The 21,165-nt window shown below is 37.5% G+C and carries 15 protein-coding genes; 12 read left to right on the forward strand and 3 right to left on the reverse strand.

The window, feature by feature from the left end:
* The first annotated feature begins 10 nt into the window (after positions 1-10).
* From ACP8HG_RS04500 to ACP8HG_RS04510, 3 genes are all read left to right on the forward strand, one after another.
* Positions 11-787 carry an ABC transporter ATP-binding protein gene (locus ACP8HG_RS04500; RefSeq protein WP_067208570.1) on the forward strand — a complete coding sequence of 259 codons (777 nt, stop codon included), beginning with the start codon at positions 11-13 and terminating at the stop codon, positions 785-787.
* An 11-nt stretch (positions 788-798) separates the two neighbouring features.
* The gene (locus ACP8HG_RS04505; RefSeq protein ID WP_187047565.1) at positions 799-1,500 is read left to right on the forward strand and encodes an ABC transporter ATP-binding protein; all 702 of its coding nucleotides are present in this window, start codon (positions 799-801) and stop codon (positions 1,498-1,500) included.
* 364 nt (positions 1,501-1,864) lie between these two features.
* Positions 1,865-2,116: a TIGR00366 family protein gene (locus ACP8HG_RS04510; RefSeq protein ID WP_438298253.1), complete on the forward strand. Its 252-nt coding sequence runs from the start codon at positions 1,865-1,867 to the stop codon at positions 2,114-2,116.
* A gap of 485 nt (positions 2,117-2,601) precedes the next feature.
* Here the strand turns inward: ACP8HG_RS04510 and ACP8HG_RS04515 are convergent, their stop codons facing one another.
* Positions 2,602-3,435, reverse strand: coding sequence for a TetR/AcrR family transcriptional regulator (locus ACP8HG_RS04515; RefSeq protein ID WP_438298254.1), 834 nt, complete (start codon positions 3,433-3,435; stop codon positions 2,602-2,604).
* Between the two features lie 99 nt (positions 3,436-3,534).
* Between ACP8HG_RS04515 and ACP8HG_RS04520 the strand changes: the two genes are divergently transcribed.
* The 5 genes from ACP8HG_RS04520 (at position 3,535) to ACP8HG_RS04540 (ending at position 11,626) form a co-directional block, all read left to right on the forward strand.
* Positions 3,535-6,621 carry an efflux RND transporter permease subunit gene (locus ACP8HG_RS04520; RefSeq protein WP_438298255.1) on the forward strand — a complete coding sequence of 1,029 codons (3,087 nt, stop codon included), beginning with the start codon at positions 3,535-3,537 and terminating at the stop codon, positions 6,619-6,621.
* 370 nt (positions 6,622-6,991) lie between these two features.
* On the forward strand, positions 6,992-7,198 hold the full coding sequence (locus ACP8HG_RS04525) for a hypothetical protein (protein ID WP_438298256.1): 207 nt from the start codon (positions 6,992-6,994) through the stop codon (positions 7,196-7,198).
* A gap of 771 nt (positions 7,199-7,969) precedes the next feature.
* A complete protein-coding gene (locus ACP8HG_RS04530; RefSeq protein ID WP_438298257.1) occupies positions 7,970-10,018 on the forward strand; it encodes a BglG family transcription antiterminator in 2,049 nt (682 codons plus the stop codon).
* A gap of 68 nt (positions 10,019-10,086) precedes the next feature.
* Positions 10,087-10,362, forward strand: coding sequence for a PTS sugar transporter subunit IIB (locus tag ACP8HG_RS04535; RefSeq protein WP_067208583.1), 276 nt, complete (start codon positions 10,087-10,089; stop codon positions 10,360-10,362).
* 1 nt (position 10,363) lies between these two features.
* Positions 10,364-11,626, forward strand: coding sequence for a PTS ascorbate transporter subunit IIC (locus ACP8HG_RS04540; RefSeq protein WP_067208586.1), 1,263 nt, complete (start codon positions 10,364-10,366; stop codon positions 11,624-11,626).
* A gap of 982 nt (positions 11,627-12,608) precedes the next feature.
* Here ACP8HG_RS04540 and ACP8HG_RS04545 read toward each other — a convergent pair.
* On the reverse strand, positions 12,609-13,982 hold the full coding sequence (locus ACP8HG_RS04545) for a sigma-54 interaction domain-containing protein (protein WP_438298258.1): 1,374 nt from the start codon (positions 13,980-13,982) through the stop codon (positions 12,609-12,611).
* Between the two features lie 205 nt (positions 13,983-14,187).
* Here ACP8HG_RS04545 and ACP8HG_RS04550 point away from each other — a divergent pair, with 205 nt between their 5' ends.
* The 4 genes from ACP8HG_RS04550 (at position 14,188) to ACP8HG_RS04565 (ending at position 18,675) form a co-directional block, all read left to right on the forward strand.
* Positions 14,188-15,171 (forward strand): proline racemase family protein, encoded by a 984-nt coding sequence (locus tag ACP8HG_RS04550; protein WP_438298259.1) that lies wholly within the window; start codon positions 14,188-14,190, stop codon positions 15,169-15,171.
* Positions 15,172-15,205: 34 nt separating this feature from the next.
* On the forward strand, positions 15,206-16,186 hold the full coding sequence (locus tag ACP8HG_RS04555; protein WP_187047569.1) for a proline dehydrogenase family protein: 981 nt from the start codon (positions 15,206-15,208) through the stop codon (positions 16,184-16,186).
* Between the two features lie 88 nt (positions 16,187-16,274).
* Positions 16,275-17,627 (forward strand): branched-chain amino acid transport system II carrier protein, encoded by a 1,353-nt coding sequence (gene brnQ / locus ACP8HG_RS04560; protein ID WP_438298260.1) that lies wholly within the window; start codon positions 16,275-16,277, stop codon positions 17,625-17,627.
* Positions 17,628-17,865: 238 nt separating this feature from the next.
* Positions 17,866-18,675, forward strand: coding sequence for an alpha/beta hydrolase family protein (locus tag ACP8HG_RS04565; protein WP_438298261.1), 810 nt, complete (start codon positions 17,866-17,868; stop codon positions 18,673-18,675).
* A 566-nt stretch (positions 18,676-19,241) separates the two neighbouring features.
* Here ACP8HG_RS04565 and shc read toward each other — a convergent pair.
* On the reverse strand, positions 19,242-21,116 hold the full coding sequence (gene shc, locus ACP8HG_RS04570) for a squalene--hopene cyclase (RefSeq protein WP_438298262.1): 1,875 nt from the start codon (positions 21,114-21,116) through the stop codon (positions 19,242-19,244).
* Positions 21,117-21,165: the final 49 nt, after the last annotated feature.

A 21,165-nucleotide genomic window follows, 5' to 3' on the forward strand; every position in this document is an offset into this window, starting at 1 on the left:
GGTGCAGTAATTGTCTATTTTAGAAGTTCGAAATATAACAAAAAAATTTGGCGGTCTAACAGCAAATCAAGATGTATCAATGACAGTAGAGAAAAACTCAATTACAGCAGTTATTGGACCGAATGGTGCTGGAAAAACAACATTTTTTAATATGATAACCGGTATTTATCAGCCAACGTCGGGCATAATCCTCCTTGAAAATGAAAAAATAAACGGATTAAAGCCGCATGACGTTTCAAAAAAAGGGATTTCGAGGACATTTCAAAATATCCGTTTGTTTAATGAAATGTCAGTACTTGAAAATGTCCTCGTTGGTATGCATACCCATTTAAAAGCAGGTCTAATGGGTATTTTATTAAATCTTCCTGCCATTCGGAAGGAAGAGAAGGCTTCAGAAATGAATGCATATAACTTATTGGAATATGTAGGACTAGCTCATCTTTTAAATGAAAAAGCATGTAATCTAAGCTATGGCGCACAAAGAAGACTGGAAATTGCAAGAGCCCTTGCTGCTAATCCAAAGGTTTTATTATTAGATGAACCTGCGGCAGGCATGAATCCAAAAGAAACAAAAAATCTAACTCAGCTTATACAGAGCATGAAACATGAATTCAATCTAACCGTTATCTTGATTGAGCACGATATGAAGCTCGTCATGGAAATCTCCGAACATATTGTTGTATTGGATCATGGCGAAAAAATTGCGGAAGGTAAGCCTGAGAACATCAGAAATAATCCAAAGGTTATAGAAGCATACCTAGGATCGGGAGCTATTCAAACGGGATAGGGGGACACTATATGCTTCAATTAGTAAATGTTGAATCCTATTATGGTGGTATACATGCCTTAAAGGGTATAGACGTGTTAGTGAAAAAGGGAGAAATTGTAACACTTATAGGTAGTAATGGAGCTGGAAAATCAACCACACTAAAAACCATAAGCGGATTGGTGAAAGTAAAGACTGGCAACATTATATATAATGGACAGGAAATCTCAAACAAGCCTGCCCATGAAACGACTTTATTAGGAATTGCTCATGTTCCCGAAGGTAGAAGGATTTTTTCGAAACTGTCGGTTAAGGAGAATTTGCTAATGGGAGCATTCTCTGTGAAAAATAAAAATGTGATTAATGAAAGAATGGAAAGAGTATTTCACTATTTCCCGAAATTAAAAGATCGTATCGAGCAAAAGGGCGGTACGATGAGCGGAGGGGAACAGCAAATGCTTGCCATTGGGAGAGCACTCATGATGGAACCGGATTTATTAATGCTAGACGAACCTTCAATGGGGCTTGCCCCAATAATTGTGGAACAAATTTTTGAAATCATAAAAGAATTAAATCGAGAAGGCATAACCATTTTACTTGTGGAACAAAATGCTTATCAAGCGCTGCAAATTGCGCATAGAGGTTATGTTATTCAAACAGGAGAAATAAAACTTCAAGGAAACGGCTATGATTTGATTACTAATGAAGAAGTCCGCGAAGCGTATTTGGCATAGTAGCAAGTAAGATTTTAAGTTTAGGATTTTGTAGCCAATCTATTCAAAAACGCTTAGATATTAAATATCCAAGCGTTTTTTTTAGGTGTTGTAACAGATGTATTAGGTACGTATTAGCATTGCGTTAGTTAAGAAGGCTGGGTTCGCGTTGATTTCGGAATTTCTTTATATCCTACTCACTTAATACTGAATTGTGTCGTAATTATATGCCTAATTTAGTATATAAATACTTTCACTTAGAGAAAGAGCTATCTTCTGTAAATAGTTGCAGAAAATTTCTTAGCGTAAAAGAATTATACGCATCTTTTTTCGTTTTAATACCTAATCTCCATTTATTGCCGGAATATACTCAGCCATTCTAGGGTTGTTACTCCCTTCAGACGGTGGAAAGTGGATTGTGGAAGCGCCGTACTTGCTCGCTGCCTCAAAAGGATTAAATATGAGCATGGCCTGGATTGTGCAAGTATACAATGCTTCAGAAGCACTTCCCAACATGATAAATCCATTCTTTATGTTACCTTTATTGGGTGTCCTTGATGTCAAAGCAAAAGATCGCGCTGGATATTCCATTTTGCAACTGATTTTTCACGCTCCCGTTGTCCTTTTCTTAGCGTAGATCTTAGCAAAACAATGCCCTATATTTGAATAGTATGTTTAATAGATTTTGAGCCCTTGGGAACTCCAGTAAGAGTTTCCAAGGGCTCTTTGTAGTATTGTGTTATGGGATATTCACTAGTGTTGTTGTTTTCCCTTAAAGGAGATTTCAAATGAAGTGAGAAGTAGCACACCTTCATACAAATTTTCAACTGACCAATCCTCTTAGCTCAGTAGATTTTCGGACTTTGATAACAATGCGTTCATTATTTGTCTGATAGACTATCGTATTTTTATCTGCTTGCATTAACGCTTTTGTTGCGTCCTCAACTATGTCTTGTTGATTTTGGGGCAATTATTTCATCGTTCCTATCAATAGTGGTAATTTTATCATTAAAGTCAGTGTTATCTTTGTAAAAATTCCGAGCAGATTCAAGGATTTGTTTCGTATTTCCATAATTAATGGCGAGTACATTTGACCTGCACAAAAGTCTAATCCTGTGTCATTTAAAACCCAAAATAATTCCGAAGTAAATAAGCCACCCATTTACAATGAGGATGATTTCGAATGTTTTCGAGTAACCCTTTCACAAGAGCAGGACTTAAAGTAGGTTTAAGTAGCTGTTGCTTAAGCAGAATTAACGATTCTTTTTCAATAGAATCCTCAATTTCTTTTATATTTTGTTCAATGATTTCAAGGATTTGCTCCTTTGTTGTTTCTTCCTGCATTGGTTGTTTAAACAGTTGAACTAGCTCGTTTGAAATAAATGGAAGGGTAATGTGCTTGGCTAGTATATTCGTTTTCTCAACCAGCGATTGAGCAAGTAATTTCGAATCTAATGGCAAGTTATAGAATAAAAATAACTCTGAATAGTTTTTCATAAAGCCTTTAATGCAGTAAATTAAATCGTGCTTTATCTGTTCAATTTCTTCGCCGTATAATCGTTCAACCATCGATAAAATTACTTTCTCCATCAATTGATCGTATGCACGAATTTTTAAGATGAACTCTTCGTTAAATGATTGCATTTGTTCTTTAATAAGAATTTTGCCAAAGTCAGAGTGCTTATGAAAAGAATCGAAAGTCGTGTAATAAAAATTGAATAACAAATCTTCATCATTTTTCGTGGTATTGACTTCATAGTCAATACTGGTTATAAATTGGATCATAAAATGATCAATCAATGCTAAAATCAATTCGTCCTTTGACTTGAAAGATAGGTAGAAGGCGCCTTTAGAAATCCCGCAATGTGCTGTTATTTGTTGTACGGAGGTAGCTTCAAAGCCTTTTTCTGCAAAAAGCTCTAAAGCTTTATCCATAATTAATTGTTTTTTTATCATTATGTTTTTTCGCTCCTAAGGTTTATTGTTGACAACTGACTCGTTAGTCATTAGTATAAATAATTGAGTTCGCAAAGTCAATTAAGGGATGGTGTAAGAATGAAAGGGTTAGTCAATTTTGTCCTAAAGAATAAATTAGCAGTCTGGTTGCTAACAATCATCATTGTTGTATCTGGAGTTTATTCAAGTACACAAATGAAAACGGAGACGTTGCCAGATATATCAATTCCTTACTTAATGGTAATGGGTGTCTATCCTGGAGCTACTCCAGAGCAAGTGATGAAAGATGTCTCCATTCCATTAGAGAAAGCGGTAGACAATCTTGAACATGTGAAAGCCGTTTTTTCAAATTCTTATTCTAATATGTCAAGTATTCAAGTGGAATACGAATATGGCATAGATATGGAAGAGGCGAAACGTGCATTAACTTCCGCACTAGATGCAGTGTCTTTACCAGAAGGAGCACAAGCGCCAACGATTACAGCAATTAGCATGAATATGATGCCGGTTGTCGCACTAAGTGTAAGTAGTCAAACAGAAGATATTGTTGAATTAACGTCAACAGTAGAGGAAATACTACTTCCGAAAATCGAGAAAATCGATGGAATTGCATCTGCAACGATTGCAGGTCAGCATATTGAAGAAGTGCAACTTACGTATAAAGATGAAAAGATGGCTGCACTGGGCATAACGCCAGATACAGTCAAGCAAATGATCGAAGCAAGTGATTTAGCTGTGTCACTGGGTCTTTACGAGTTTGAAGAAGGTGAGCAAGCTGTTTCAGTAGACGGCAAGTTCATGACTGCTGATGAATTAAAGGAAATGCTTATTCCTGTAACACCATCCGCAACAAACACAGCACCATTTGTGAAGCTTAGCGATATTGCTACAATTGATGTCGTAGGTAGAGAAGAGTCGGTTTCACGTACAAACGGTGAAAATGCCATTGCCATTCAAATTATTAAAGGGCAACAAGCAAACACAGTTGATGTTGTAAACGCTGTGAAGGACTTAATTAAAGAAGAACAGAAAACAATAGACGGTCTTGTCATCGATGTATCACTTGACCAAGGTGCGCCAATTGAAGCTTCAGTATCAACGATGATTGAAAAAGCGTTATTTGGTGGTTTGATCGCCATTTTAATCATTCTTCTGTTCCTTCGTGATTTCAAATCAACAATTATTTCGATCATATCCATTCCAGTTTCGATTTTCATGGCTTTACTGTTACTAAACTGGTTGGGTATTACGTTAAATATTATGACGCTTGGTGCGATTACGGTTGCCATCGGACGTGTAATCGATGACTCGATTGTCGTCGTTGAAAATATTTATCGTCGTTTGCATTTAAAAACAGAAAAATTATCAGGCCGGGCACTTGTGCGTGAAGCGACGATTGAAATGTTCAAACCAATCATGTCTTCAACATTAGTGACAGTTGCGGTATTTGCGCCACTTATTTTCGTTGGTGGTATGGTCGGTGAGCTATTCTTACCGTTTGCATTAACAATGACGTTTGCGCTTGTTGCTTCGTTAATTGTTGCCATTACAATTGTACCTGCATTATCTCACTTCTTATTTAAGAAAAAGTTATATAGTGAAAAGACAGAAAGCCGCCATAAAGAGGTCGGTAAATTAGCTACATGGTACAAAGGTGTTCTGGGCTGGACATTAAACCATAAAGTCATTACTTCACTAATTGCTGTCGTTATGTTGGCAGGCAGTGTGGCATTAACGCCATTAATTGGTTTTAGCTTTATGGGTAGTGAAGAAGAAAAAGTGATGTACTTAACGTACACGCCGGAAACAGGCGAGCTAATGGAAGATACGTTAGCAAATATTGAAATTGTAGAACAAAAGTTATTGAAAAATAAAGATATTGACATTGTTCAACTATCTGTTACTGATTCCGGCGATGCAATGTCCGCGATGATGGGCGGAGGATCTGGTGGCGCTTTAATGTACCTCATTTTCGACCCGGATATGAAGAACTTTGCGGAAGCTCGTACGGAAATTGAAGACTATGTGTTCGACATTGGTCAATCAGGCGAATGGAAGAGCCAAGACTTCACTTCAATGTCAATGCCTACGGGTGGGGTTAGCTACACATTCTACAGTGAAAATTTAGATAAACTAAATGAAGCTGTAAAAATGGTAGAAGGTGTTATAAATGAAAACGATCGCTTAGAAGATGTTTCTTCAAGTGCAAAAGATGCTTACGTTGAATACAAATTCAAAGTAGAGCAAGATGAATTACTGCAGTATGGCTTAACAACGGGGCAAATCGTCATGATGCTAAACCCGATGCGTACAAACGATGTATTAACAACGGTTGAAAAAGATAAAAATACATTAGAAGTAATTGTGCAGCAAGAAGAAGCTGTACAACCAAAATCAATCGATGATCTTTTGGCGACAGAGATACCGACAGCACTCGGTACGACAATGAAACTTTCTGAGCTGGTAACAGTTGAGGAAGGGACAACGTTAAATGCACTTGCTCGAAGCCAAGGTGAATATTACGCAACAGTTTCAGGAACAATCATTGATGCTGATATTTCAAAAGCGACATCTGAAGTAGATAAAGCAATTGATAAACTTGATTTACCTAAAGGTGTTACGGTCGGTGTTGCTGGTGTGGCAGCGGATATGACGGAAACATTTACACAACTTATTGTGGCAATGCTTGCGGCAGTAGCAATTGTCTTCTTCATCCTGGTTGTAACATTCCGTGAGGGCGTCGCACCATTCGCGATTCTCGTCTCGTTACCATTTGCAGTCATTGGTTCATTTGTTGGTTTATTAATCGCGGGTGAAACAATCTCTGTATCGGTCATGATGGGGCTATTAATGTTAATCGGTATCGTTGTTACGAACGCGATTGTACTAGTAGACCGTATTATCCGTATGGAACGTAGCGGTTTGAAAATGCGTGAAGCAGTTCTTGAAGCGGGTGTGACGCGTTTACGTCCAATTCTTATGACTGCGATTGCTACGATCGGTGCACTAATTCCATTAGCAATTGGATCAGGCGGCGGTGGCGGTTTGATCTCCAAAGGTCTTGGTATTACAGTAATCGGTGGTTTAATCAGTTCAACGTTATTGACACTGATTGTTGTTCCGATCGCTTACGAACTATTATCCAAGCTTTTCAAGAAAAACCGTAAAGAAATAGAAGAAGATTAATTGATCTAACTAACAAAAACGACCTCATCTATTTATAGATGAGGTCGTTTTTGTTAGTGGATGCTACCTACGGATACCAAACAAAATCACTTTCACATGTGGCACTCTATATTAAGCAATAAAATCAATTCATCTTTCTGAATTTCTCAATTGCTTCCTTTGAAAGTTAGTTTCAAGTTCTTTAAACCAATGATCCCCGCTCAATCTATTCGATTATTATGACGATGTGTCACATGGATTAATCGACAAAGCCATATTTTTCGATGTTTTTATGAAGTTTGATGTGTCAGTGGAGTTAAAGCTTCCTTGGTGAATTAAAGTGAAATCGAGGTATAATTGGGGCAGCAGTACTGTGTTTTGGCGGTGAAAATTGGGTCAGGTTGAATTGCAAGTGTATGCTAAATGCCACAAGCAGCTAGCTGGAAACTTCGATCAGTTTCAAGAGCGCTGTATATCGATCGAATACATTGATGAATATATGATATTTACAGTCTCTTTAGCGGATGAAGAGCAAGAGCCTGTTTATGCTTGGAGAGGATTTGGAAATTATAGGACGAGCATGGAATACGCTGTCTGATTGACCAGAGGATTTCGTATCGTCCATTGAAAAGGGCATACTATTTTCTGGGGATGGAGGAAGAAAGTCTACTTACTTCGGTCTCAATTCATGTATTTATGTTTTACAATAAAGGAGTTCTGACTGAAGTATTTTAAGAGTACTTGAAAGTTTATATGGTCAAATTATTGTTATCAAATGGCTCGCTGTGAAGGGTGCCTGGGACTAACGTATTAGTACTATATATGTTGAATTAAAGAATCCATTGAATTTACTGTGGCGCTCAATAAGGAGAGAGTTGTATTTCGGGGTGTGGATTGTAGAACACTCGGCGCTTTGGAGATGCCTTTTCCGCGCCTGCACTAGGGTATTCATTATCGAGAGAAATGTGATTTTGAGATGTATATGCCGAGACTATAATGTGATTACTAGTTGCTACTAATTCTATTCAAGAAAGACGCAGACCAGGTTGTAGATATCATCACGAATTATGAAATGCTCTTTCTTACATAGACCATCCACAAAGCGTCGAAGCGGTATTGGTGGGAATTCTAATTAGTTCTAAGTATTGGGACTTTTTTAGTGGCCTCCCAAAAGCCCTTGTAAAGCGCATACGCCGTATTCATTTGTTCAACATATATAGATCCCTAAAATTAAGTGGAAATGCCCAAAGTTAAATACGATAGAAAAGTGAATACCAATAGAACACGAACACTCAGACAACTTTTGTGACCAAATGTAATATTAAGTGAAAGCGTTTTCGAGTATAGTTTTTGTAAGGGGGAGCTAGTTATGTTGGAGAGCAGAAGCTTGAATACATATTTCCAATTAATGAAATTGAAGCCAGTACAGCTATCCTGGTTTATTGACATGCTGAACTTATCCGGACGTCAGTTTCAATATGATGTAGAAAAAATAAATAACTACTTAATTGGCGAGGGAATGTCACCGATTCGCATTTCAAATGACCGAATTCTCATCCCACCTGAGGTTATTAATTATTGGAAAGATAACAACACAGATTTTACAACAAATCAATTTTCTTTTGACCAGGAAGAACGCGTGATCATTATCTTGTTATATACCTTTATCAGGCGCGAACCCCTTTCTAATTTTCACTTTCAAAATACTTTTGGAATTAGTAAAAATACTGTCAGTGCAGATGTAAAACGGGTCAATCGGTTTTGTATCGATTTCCGAGTTGAGATGCGCTATACACGTGAGCAAGGATATCATTTAAAAGGATCAGAAGAAGATAAGCGGAATTTGATGCTCAAGGCGATTTCAAAATTGAAAGTTAAGCCACATGCACATGAGAAATTCACTTTTATATTTCAGCAGCAACAGTTTGAGAATCAATATGATCTTTATCAGCGAATTTTGAAGGATTTTGAACAGCAATATTCATTTACATTCATTGAAGAAAGATTGGATGAATTTATTTACTTACTCCAAATGATCCATATTCGCCAACAGCAACAAAAAAGGGTGTTGATTTATCCGGATACGGTGAGTTTTCTAGAAAAGAAAAAAGCTTTCATAGTTTCGGGATTGATTCAGCAACGTTTAGGATATACGACTCACCCTGAAGAAGTTTCCTTTCTAACAATCCAGCTGCTCGGTATATGCCAAGGAGAAGTTAGCCCTACTAGGACTGATACTCTGCTTGAAATCACGGAACAAATTGTTGTTAGTTTTGAACGTTATGCATGTATCCAATTGCTAGATAGAAACAAAGCAATTGAAACGTTATATTTGCATTTTAAACCGGCTTATTACCGAATGCTCTTTAAAATACCAATTACAAATGCGTTGCTTGCTGAAATTAAGGAAGAGCATCATGATTTGTTTACAGTTGTAAAGGAAGTACTAAAACCTATTGAAGAAATGCTGAATATTAAAATACCTGAAGATGAGGTTGGCTTCCTCACCCTTCATTTTGGTGGGTTACTTAAGCTGGATAGTGAGAGTCAAAGTAAAGTATTCAGGGCTCTAATTGTTTGTCCAAATGGGATTAGTTCCAGCATAATGCTAGAAAACCAATTAAAATCGCTTTTTCCGCAATTTCATTGGACTTCATCGCTTTCATCCTATGACTTTCAGCATCTCGATGAAGCGAAGTATGATTTAGTATTTTCCACTGTTTTACTTAAAACAAAAAAACCGTTGTATATGATTAGACCGATCATGAGCGAAATGGAAAAGAATGAACTCGTCCAAACGGTAAAAGGGATGACGCTTCAACAGCCTTACCATTATCCAACTTCGGATGAATTAATGAAAATCGTTCGCCAATATGCAGACATCAAACAGCCAGAGTTGTTAAAAAGTGCATTGCAGCACGCGTTATTTCAAAAGGATAGCTTGAATACGAGGAGGAAACAACCGGTGCTAAAAGATTTATTAATCGAAGAAAATATTCAATTTATGGATGAAATCGAAAATTGGAAAGATGCAATCAAGAAAGCAGCAGAACCGCTACTGTTAAACGATTCAATTACAAATCAATATATTGACGTAATGATTGAGAACGTTGAGACAATGGGACCGTACATTATCATTGGAGAGCAAATTGCAATCCCACATGCACGCCCAGAATTCGGTGTAAAAAAATTAGGAATGAGCTTGTTGAAACTAAAAAAATCTGCACACTTATTAAACAGTGAAGCCAATCAAGTTGAAATATTTATTTGTTTAGCTGCAATTGATAATCAAACACACCTAAAGGCGTTGGCTCAATTGACAAAGTTGTTAAGTGATCCTATTAAATTGCAACATTTAAAGGAGGCGGAGACAAAACAGGATATTCTTGACTTGGTTTCAGAGTTCTCAGTTCAGTAGGTTTGTAACGTTCTATATAAGAAATTGAAAAGTACGATTAAAACAATCAATCATAGGAGGAATATAAGATGAAAATTTTAGCAGTGTGTGGGAACGGATTAGGAACGAGTTTTATTCTGTCAATGAACGTAAATAAAGCACTAAAAGAATTGAATATTGATGCCGAATGCAAAAATATGGACTTAGCGAGTGCAAAATCAGAGGCAGCTGATTACTACATTGGTACCCCTGAAATTATGGAACAATTGCAAGACGGTAATAGAAAAACAATTGGTATCATTAATATGGTCAGTGCAGTTGAAATCCAGAAAGCGTTGACTTCTCATATCTTAGGGGAGCAATAATATGTTTGATCTGATAATGAAGGATATTTTAGGAACACCTGCCATTTTGGTTGGTTTGTTCGCTTTATTTGGTTTACTATTGCAGAAGAAAGCAATTACTGATGTTGTTTCTGGAACATTAAAAACCATAATGGGCTTCATTATTCTTGGAGCAGGTGCGGCTGTATTAGTAGGTTCACTTGACATCTTCGGAAATATGTTTGAAAAAGCATTCAATATTCAAGGTGTTATCCCGAACAATGAAGCAATTGTAGCTATGGCACAAACTGCTTTCGGTGCTGAAACAGCTATGATTATGTTAATTGGTATGCTGGTTAACATAGTCATAGCAAGATACACGAAATTTAAATACATCTTCTTAACTGGGCATCACACAATGTTCATGGCCTGTTTACTTGCTGCTGTTCTGTCAACTTCGGGCATGGGTAGTGTAATGATAGTAATCGTAGGCTCACTTATTTTAGGTGCATTAATGGTTCTACTACCTGCAATGCTACAACCTACAGTAAGAGAAATTACGGGCTCGGATGATATTGCTGTAGGTCACTTCGGTTCATTCGGTTATTTTGTAGCAGCTAAAGTTGCTAAATTGACTGGAGACAAAACGAAATCGACTGAAGATGTAAAAGTGCCAAAATCACTTGGGTTCTTACGTGATTCTTCTGTAGCATTGGCATTAACAATGGCAATTATGTTCTTTGTGGTTGCTTTGGTTGTTGGTCCTACATACATTGAAGAAAACCTGAGCGATGGTGCAAACTTCTTAGTGTTCTCTTTGTTACAGGCAATTACGTTCGCCGCGGGTGTATTCATTATCTTGGCGGGTGTTCGTATGTTAATAGCGGAAATCGTTCCTGCATTTAAGGGAATCGCAGATAAAATTGTTCCAAATGCGAAACCTGCATTAGACGTTCCTATCGTATTCCCATTTGCACCAAACGCAGTTATCATTGGATTCTTATCAAGCTTTGCAGCAGGACTGTTAAGTATGTTTTTACTACCGCTTGCAGGGTTAGCTGTTATCGTCCCCGGACTCGTTCCACACTTCTTCTGTGGAGCTGCTTCCGGAGTATTCGGCAACGCAGTGGGTGGGCGTAGAGGTGCTATAATTGGTGCTTTTGTACAAGGATTGTTAATCAGTTTCCTTCCCGCAATGTTGATGCCCGTTCTAGGTTCACTTGGATTTGAAGGTACAACTTTTGGTGATTCTGATTTCGGTGTTATAGGTATTCTAATAGGATATATAATCAATTTCTTCAACTAATTCAACTAATAACCCTAAGGGCTCCTTTTATGGAGTGCTTAGGGTTATTTTCATTTCTGTATATAGGAGTTTGAATCTCGGAAAATGTCCTTGTAATTGGAATGAATTAGGATTCCCCCTAATACCGCTTCGACGCTTTGTGGATGCCTCCCGCGATAAGCCAGAAAGGAAACCACTTTCAGTCTTATCGCTCCGGCTAGCACGAAGACGCTCCTGCGCTGGATGGTCTATTTGAGAAAGCGCATTTCATTATCTGTGATGGAATCTGCAACCTAGAGTGCGTCTTTCTTGAATACAATTAGTATCAAGTAGTAATCGCCTTGTGATCTCGGCATATTCATCTCAAAATCACATTTCTCTCGATAATGAACACCCTATCGAAGGTATGGAAAAGGCATCTCCAAAGCGCTAAGTGTTCTACAATCCACACCCCGAAATACAACTCTCTCCTTATTGAGCGCCACAGTAAATTCAATGGTAACCTTTAAATCAACATATATAATCAATTTCTTTTCAAAAAGAGTATCCTTTTGCGGATTCTAACCTAAATAAAGTGTGAAAACGCAATGATCAGTCGGTCATTGCGTGTAGGGAGCGATTATTTAGTGAAGTTCCAACCGGTTAAAACAAAAGAAATATTAAATGAAGCTGTATCATTAGTTCGACGATTCTATATGGGGATGAAAGTGCTTAAGGAATCATTTGCTCAGTGAATCTTCGGAACAGGTCCAACTTTAAACGTGGCGACCGACAATGGCCTTGCGCATGCAGCGAAACTATTCGGTGTTACGGTCTAGACTCCATAGAAATCGGTCGTCATCCGGGTGTGATTACAGTCACTTTGCAGGTACGGAAGTCATATCTTGCTCAAGCAAAGCTATGGGATATTGTTGATTAAGATGAAAAACAGAGTGGGCTACCAATTTTGGTAGTTCACTCTGTTTTTTGCGAAGAACTATAGGTAGAAACTGTTCGCCTTAATTTAAACATCAATATTATACTGTTTAATTTTATTATAAAGACTGACTCTCGAAATACCTAATTTTTTTGCTGCGGCACTTTTGTTTCCGTATGTTTCAATAAGTACTTCTTTGATACGCTCATGTTCCAATTGAGCTTTCTCTTGGGCTAATCCTTTTTTGTTTACAAGGTTGTCAGTTGTGACGGGGAATATAGCCATAATGTCTTCTGCATGAATCGTTGAATTATCAATAATGATAATCATTCGTTCAACAACATTTCGTAGTTCTCGAATATTACCTGGCCACTGGTAGTTTATGAACATCTCCATGGCGCTGTTCAGAAGTGTGGGTATTTCTTTTTGATATTTTGCGCAATACTCTTGAACGAAACTAGTGACTAAAATTGGGATATCCTCGATTCGCTCTCGGAGTGGGGAGATTTTCAAAGTAACAACATTTAAGCGGTAATATAAATCTTCGCGGAATAGCCCTTTTTTAATCATGTCTTCTAAATTACTATTAGTTGCAGCGACGATTCGGCTATTTACTTTTATTGATACGTTGCCTCCTATTCGAGAAACTTCTCTTTCTTGTAAGACACGAAGTAACTTTACTTGCATATCAAGAGGTAACATCCCAATTTCGTCTAGAAATAATGTACCGCCGTCAGCCATCTCCACTTTTCCAGCTTTTCCGTCCTTGTGAGCGCCTGTAAAAGATCCTTTTTCATACCCAAAGAACTCGCTTTCAAAAAGAGCTTCGGGAATTGCACCACAATTTATGGGGATAAAAGGTTGATCTTTACGTAAGCTTGCTTCGTGTACGCCTTGTGCAAAAAGTTCTTTACCTACACCACTTTCCCCTTGAATTAACACCGTCGCATCTGTCTTCGCAACTTTTAAAGCTAAATCCTTTGTGGATTGTATGGCACTACTATGTCCTTTAATTTCAGAGAAAGGACCTATTTGTCCCTGTAAATTATATTGTTGTTTGACCTTTTGTAATTCTGTAGTTGTTAATGATAACTTTTCATTTAATTTTACAATGCTTGTAATGTCTTGATCGATTGAAATGGCTCCGATTAAGTTCCCATCACTATCTAGAATAGGGGATGAGCTTATGAGGACATGCTTATCCGGGAGGGGTTGATGATAGACATTATAAACGGGCTTTTTCGTTTCAAGAATCTCTAATAACTTTAAATCTTCCTTTTTAAAAAAGGTACTAATCTTGTTGTTTTTTATAGCTGCCAGCGGTATTCCGTAAATTTGTTCAGCTTGAGAATTCCAATATTCTACTTCTCCTAAGGCGTTAATAATGGCAATTGCATCAGAACTCGTTTCGATTAATGTGTTCAAATAATAGTGCGAATGTTCAATGGGAATAGTATTCATTGCTTACAACATCCTCCCTGAGTAAAGTTGTTAGTGTTAATTTTGTATTTACAATACTGTAAACATAATGAACAGTTCCTATTGTAATGAATTATACGAACGATTGCAATATGGTGATTAGATATACTTTTGTGAGTTGGCACGCTTCTTGCAAGTATAGTAGTGAGCAAGAAATAACTATGTACTTGGGAGGTATAAACGCTTTATGGTGATGATAGGGAAAAGTATACGGACGATTGATGCTCATACTATGGGTGAAGCAGCCAGAATAGTGATTGATGGGATCCCATCAATCCAAGGGAATAGCATGATGCAAAAGAAAAACTATATGCAAACTGAAATGGATCATATACGGAAGCTGCTGATGCATGAACCAAGAGGTCATTTGAATATGTTTGGTGCAATTTTAACCGAACCTTGCAATGTGGAATGTGATCTTGGTGTATTATTTATGGATAGTGGCGGCTATCTAAATATGTGTGGGCATGGAACGATTGCGGCTGTAACAATAGCAATCGATCAAGGGCTGATTGAGAAACGGGACAAGGTAATATTGGATACACCCTCTGGAGTTGTTGAATGTTATATCGTGTACGAAAATGACAAAGTTAAAGAAGTTTCCTTTATTAACGTACCCGCATTTTTGTTGAAAAGGAATGTAAGCGTTTTAGTAGATAGCGTAGGGCATATCAATTTGGATATATCATTCGGCGGTAGTTTCTTTGCGATTGTGGATGCCAAGCAATTCAATTTGGAATTAAATATTGAAGAACAAGATAAAATTGCGGCACTTGGAATTGCGATTAGGAAAGCTGTAAATGAGCAACTAACAATAGTACATCCTGAAATTCCAGAAATTAATACAGTTGACCTTGTGGAATTTAGTTTAGAAGTAGAAAAGAATCACTATAAAAATACAGTTGTTTTTGGAGACGGACAAATTGACAGATCGCCTTGTGGAACAGGGACATGCGCGAAACTTGCAACATTAGATCTTAACAAAGGTGAAGAAATCATCCAAGAAAGTATCATTGGATCACGATTTAAAGGGGCAGTCGTTGATTATACGGAAGTCCAAAATATTAAAGCAATTATACCGAAGATTACTGGATCTGCTTGGATGACAGGGATTCATCAGTTTTCATTGGATGCAACAGACCCATATGTAGAAGGTTTTTTATTAAAATAATTAATAGTAATCACACAAAATGGAGGTATTGATCATGGGATTAACAAGAGATTTCTTTATTTTACTGTCACAAAACAAAGTTTTGAATAGCGGTGCAAAACGATGGGGGTTAAAACTAGGGGCACAGTCAGTTGTTGCAGGAACGAGCGTTGAACAAATGGTAGAAAGCGTAAAGCAATTAAATGCAAAAGGTATTGCTGCAACAATCGATAACCTTGGGGAATTTGTTTTCGAGAAGCAAGAGGCGATTGAGGCAAAAACACAAATCCTAGCAGTCATCGAAGCGATTCATGAACATGCATTGGACGCGCATATTTCTTTGAAGCCTACACAGCTTGGCTTAGATATTGACTATGATTTCTGCTTAGATAATCTAAAAGAAATTGTTGCGAAAGCAAACGACTATGCTATATTCATCAATTTTGATATGGAGGATTATGGACATTTACAGCCATCCTTTGACATCATTGATGAGCTTTCAAATGACTACACGAATATCGGAACAGTTATCCAAGCCTATTTTTATGAGGCGGATGAAAACCTTCAGAAATACAAAGACTACCGCATGCGAATCGTTAAAGGTGCTTACAAAGAGCCAGAAAACTTAGCGTATCAAGATAAAAAAGATATTGATCAGAATTATATTCGATTGATTGAATATCATTTGCTGAATGGTAAATTTTCGTCTATCGCAACACATGACCATCATGTTATCAATCATGTTAAAAAGTTTGCGAAAGATAATAATATCTCCAAGGACAAGTTTGAATTCCAAATGCTATATGGCTTTCGGAATGAATTACAACTGGAGCTTGCTAATGAGGGGTATAAATTCTGTACATATGTACCATTTGGAGTAGATTGGTATGGCTATTTCATGCGTCGACTGGCGGAGCGGCCACAAAACCTTAATCTTGTTGCGAAGCAGATGTTCAATAAAAAGACCAATACAATGATTGGCATTGGGGCTAGCGCATTTTTATTAGGTAGAGTCAGTAAAAAGAAAAGGATCTAAGCATATCAGCTAGCTATTTTTGGGGATGTACTAAACGATCTTATATGAAAATATGCATTTTTAGATGCGAAATTTAGGGGGAATTTACATGGAGAAAAAAATGCCGTTTTCACAATTAATAGCGATTGGTTTTATGCTTTTTGCTATGTTCTTAGGTGCTGGAAACGTTATTTTTGCACCAATGTTAGGTCAAGAGGCAGGAACAAATACATGGATTGCGATGGGGGGATTCTTAATAACAGGTGTTGGAATGGTTCTTCTTGCAATTATTGCATTAACGCGTGGGGGAGGAACTGTTGAAAAACTAGCGGGAAGGGTACATCCCCTATTTGCAACAGTATTCTCGATACTACTATTCCTAACGCTAGGGCCGATTTATGTGGTTCCACGAACAACATCGGTGGTCTATGAAATTGCAATCAATCCGTTAGTGCTAGATAAATCAAACACCAGTCTCTTTCTTTTTATTTTCTCGTTGTTATTTATAGTCCTGACGATTTACCTATCATGGAACACAACAAAGTTTGTGGATCGCTTAGGCAAAATCATAACGCCGATTTTTGTAGTGCTCTTAATTGTACTTGTTGGCAAGTCCATTATTACACCTATGGGGAGTTTTGGGGAACCCCAAGGTGATTATATAAAGGGGGCCTTCTTAAAAGGATTCACCCAAGGCTATTATACAATGGATGTTCTAGCGGCTTTTGTATTCGGGGGAATATTCATCAAATCAATTAGTGCCTTTGGCATAAAGTCTGAAAAAGAAGTATCCAAGTTATTTATTAAAGCTGGAATAATTACAATTATTGGTTTGGTGGCTTTACAAATCTCAATGGCATGGATAGGTGCTTCCAGTGTCAATCCAATTGGCTATATGGCTAATGGTGGAGAAGTATTAGCGCAAAGTGCTATCGTCTTATTTGGACAGTTTGGAATTTATATTATAGGAACTGTTATTTTGTTAACAGGAATTACAACAAACGTTGCTTGTTTAGCAGCTGTTGCGGAGTATTTTGAAAGAATTATGCCTACTGTTTCATATAAAAAGTGGTTGATAGTATTTGCTACTTTAGGTCTAGTTATTACAAACTTTGGACTTACGACTATTCTGACGTTGGCGTCTCCAATTTTGCTTTTACTCTATCCTATAGCAATTGCTTTAATCGTTCTAATATTTGCAAATAACTTGTTTAATGGCCATCAATCGGTTTATGTAGGAACTGTGATTGGTGTCGGTTTTGTTGCAATTCTTGATGCTTTAAAGGAGGCGACTATTTTTCCAGAAGCCATCAATACGATGTTTGGATTTATCCCATTATTTGAAAATGGTGCGGGATGGGTTGTAACGGGGATCATTGGGTTTGTTATTGGTCTAGTCGTAGCGAAATCGAGAAAAGAATCTGTTACATTAATCAATATCGCTGGTGAAGAAGTCCATTAATGATTAGTGGATTGAATAGTAGTTAGTTTTTATATGAAAGGTAAAATGCCGCAGGGGACATAAAAAATCCTGTGGCATTTTTATATCAAAGTTTTTTAAGGAACCTATACAAGATGTACCGTTAAAAGTTTAACTACCTCGCGCCAACTCATTGACTTCTATAAATCACATACGTATAATACCTAGTAAATAGGTAAGAATAGTTTATTTGGAGAGTATCCTTGAAAGGGTGTTTACTATGACAAGTAAAGCGATTTCAATTTATGCTAATCAACTTTATCTTTCGGGGGTTCTTCATTTTCCAGAAAGAGTGCATCATAGAAAGGTTCCGCTTATTGTATTATTACATGGATTTGTCGGTAGCAAAGTCGGAGAACATCGGTTATTTGTGAAAGCAGCACGGTATTTCACAGAGAAGGGTTATGCGGTTTTTCGATTTGATTTTAGTGGTTGTGGGGAAAGCGACGGGGATTATGCGGATGTTACGGTCACGAAGCAATTAAGTGAGGTTCAGGCGGTGTTAAATTATGTATCCATGTTACCTGAAATAGATGCAAACAATATTATATTAATCGGTCATAGTCTTGGAGGTGCTGTCGCTTCATTAACTGCTGCAGTAGATTGTCGAATTCGTAAACTTATTTTATGGTCACCAGTTGGGAAACCTTATAAAGATATTACCGGAATTTTAGGCGAGAACGCTATGAAAACAGCGGCACTAAATGGGGTAGTTGATTATCATGGGTTTTATGTGAGTCAATCATTTTTAACTGATTTGAAAAACCATCACCCTCTTGAAGCGATTCGTTCGTACCAAGAGGCAGCGTTGATCATTCATGCACAACAGGATAAGGATATACCGAAAGAACATGCTGCGCGTTATTCTGCATCATTGCAACAAAGACTTGTTCCTGACCGAGTAAACACGCATTATATTGAGGATGCAGATCATACATTTTCAAGCTACACATTTGAAAATGAATTATTCATGAAATCTACCGAATGGCTTGGTGATTGTTATGAGCATCCTGGAAAAGTAGCATTGTAGTTTTAAAGATGATTCAAAGAAGTTGATGGACTTAATAAAAGAGTCCGTCAACTTCTTTGAATTTCTTTTCAAAAAGAGTATCCCTTCTGCAGATTCCAACAGTTTACAAAAGAAAACTCTTTTATTAATAATATTGATTTTGATGAAAAATAAAAGGACCATAAATAACTTAGTATTAAGGGTGCTAAGTTACTCCTGGCCTTCTAATAAGAATAATTGCTCCCTTTCACTGGACTATTACGAATACTTTGATTGAGAAATGGTTTGTGATAGTCAAACAGTCATTTTTCTTTCATTTCATGATATAGGTTGCGATTATCCCAAGAATGATTCCAATTATTATGGTAGCACCAAATATTAATACTTGTTTCAATTCTCCATCCCTTCATTGTTATTATTTAAAGTTTATTGACGAGGTCTGGAACATATACAGTGGAAAAAATAGATATTCAATATAGTTTTGAAGATCTCCCAGGTGACGCGATTATTCGTATACATGGTTTTATAAAGAAAATGATGGTCGTATCACTTTGGGCGTAAAAGCCCTATATATACAATAAAAACAATTATCCTTGAAATTTTTTTTCGTAATTGGTAAGCGCAAGCAAAGGAAAGATATATTGATAGCTATGATAGTGGATATAAAAACCTCCACCCATTCCTTGTCCAACCGGATAGAATAACGTCCAATCGACTTTATTATAGGTTTCTAGCAAATAGGAAATCCCTGCATCAATTACGGGTGTTGCCTTTTCTGAAACCGCAATGAGTGTATCCAGTGCCCATGCTGTTTGAGTTAGGTTGCTGGAACCAAGAGGGATGTACTTAGATGCGAGGTCGCTTTTGCAAGATTCTCCCCAACCGCCGTCATGATTTTGTATCGAAAGTAACCAGTTTACAGCTTTTTGAATAGTTGGACTCCCTGGGCTTACACCTACCGCGATAAGACCAGTAATTGCCGCCCATGTTCCGTAAATATAGCAAATTCCCCAGCGCCCGTACCATGAACCATCCACTTCTTGATTATGAATTAGCCAATCTACCCCGCGTTTCATAAGGTCATGATTTTTCGGTAAGTTCGTATATTCACCTAGAAATTCAAGTGTTCTACCGGTTAAATCGGCACTGCTTGGATCTGTCAATAAAAATTTACCGCCTTCAATTGGAAGCAAGTTCAATAATTGATTATCAACATTTTTTTCGAATGCAGGCCATCCACCGTCACTATTTTGCATAGACATTACCCAAAGAATTCCTTTGTCCCAAGCTTGATGAATGCGAGTGTCTTTCTGAACTAGCTGTGAAATAGCCCTTAGTGAAGCCGTTGAGTCATCTATATCAGGATTCATCGTATTTACAGCTGAGAATCCCCAGCCCCCGGGTAAAACTCCAGGATTATGAATCGCCCAATCGCCATATTTAGTTTGCTGCTGCTCTAACAAGTATTCGCTTGCCTTTTCGATTACCGAATCAGTCGAAGGAACTCCTGCTTTTTGAAGAGCGTAGCTAATTAAGGACGTATTCCACACCGTTGCAGTTGTATATTGTATATGCTGCTGACCATGAATCGTACATTTCATCGCTTTTAGTCCTTCGACCGCCTTTAAAATTATCGGGTCGCTGTTGGAGTGACCAAGAGAGAGCAGGGAAAATATCATCAGAAACGTAGGACTAAAATAACTGTAAAGGGTTCCATCTGGCTCAATGTGATTGAGCATATACTGTTTTGTTTGATTGATGGCTAAAGAATTGAAAGTTTGAGATAAACCCAGAAAACTTTTAAGGTCATGTTCAATTATAGAAAAAAGTTCTTGGATATCTTGTATATTGAAAAAATCATCAGCTGTCTCTGGAAGGAATAATTCAGATAGATTAGGGCTGCTTTTTGTTGTTTTTACGTATTTCTTATTTGCTAAAATCATAATTGGAGCAAGATTTGCTCTTCCATACACAGAAAGGTCATAGAAATTGATGGGGAAATTGAGTGGCAAGAGGATAATTTCAACCGGTATTGGGAAATATGCGGGCCATGGATATTGACCGGTTAACGCCAGCATGATTTTTGTTAACATATGTGATTTTTCAAGACCACCGTTTGCCAAAATAAACTTTTTTGCCGCAAGCAATCTATAGTCTTCCTTGCTGACATAGCCTGAATAAAGAAGTGAGTAATAGGCTTCAACCGTAGCGGATATGTTCCCATCACCTTCATCATGGAAAAGTTTCCAAGCGCCATTTGCCTCCTGTTTACTCAATATTCTTTCAGTTAATTCGCGAACTAAATTTTCATCATCTATTTCCAGTGTCCTTACTAAAATAATCATATAGGCATCTGTTGAAATACCCGTTTCAAAGGGGTAATCCCACGAACCATCGGGTGTCTGGTCAGTTTTTAGTTGTTGGACTAATTGGCTAATCAACTGTTCGGTACGATATGTCAACGTCTCATCATCTCCTTAGTAAAGGTTATTCATATCTATATATCCCTAT

Source organism: Sporosarcina sp. FA15, from assembly GCF_051550195.1.
Taxonomy (GTDB): Bacteria; Bacillota; Bacilli; order Bacillales_A; family Planococcaceae; genus Sporosarcina; species Sporosarcina psychrophila.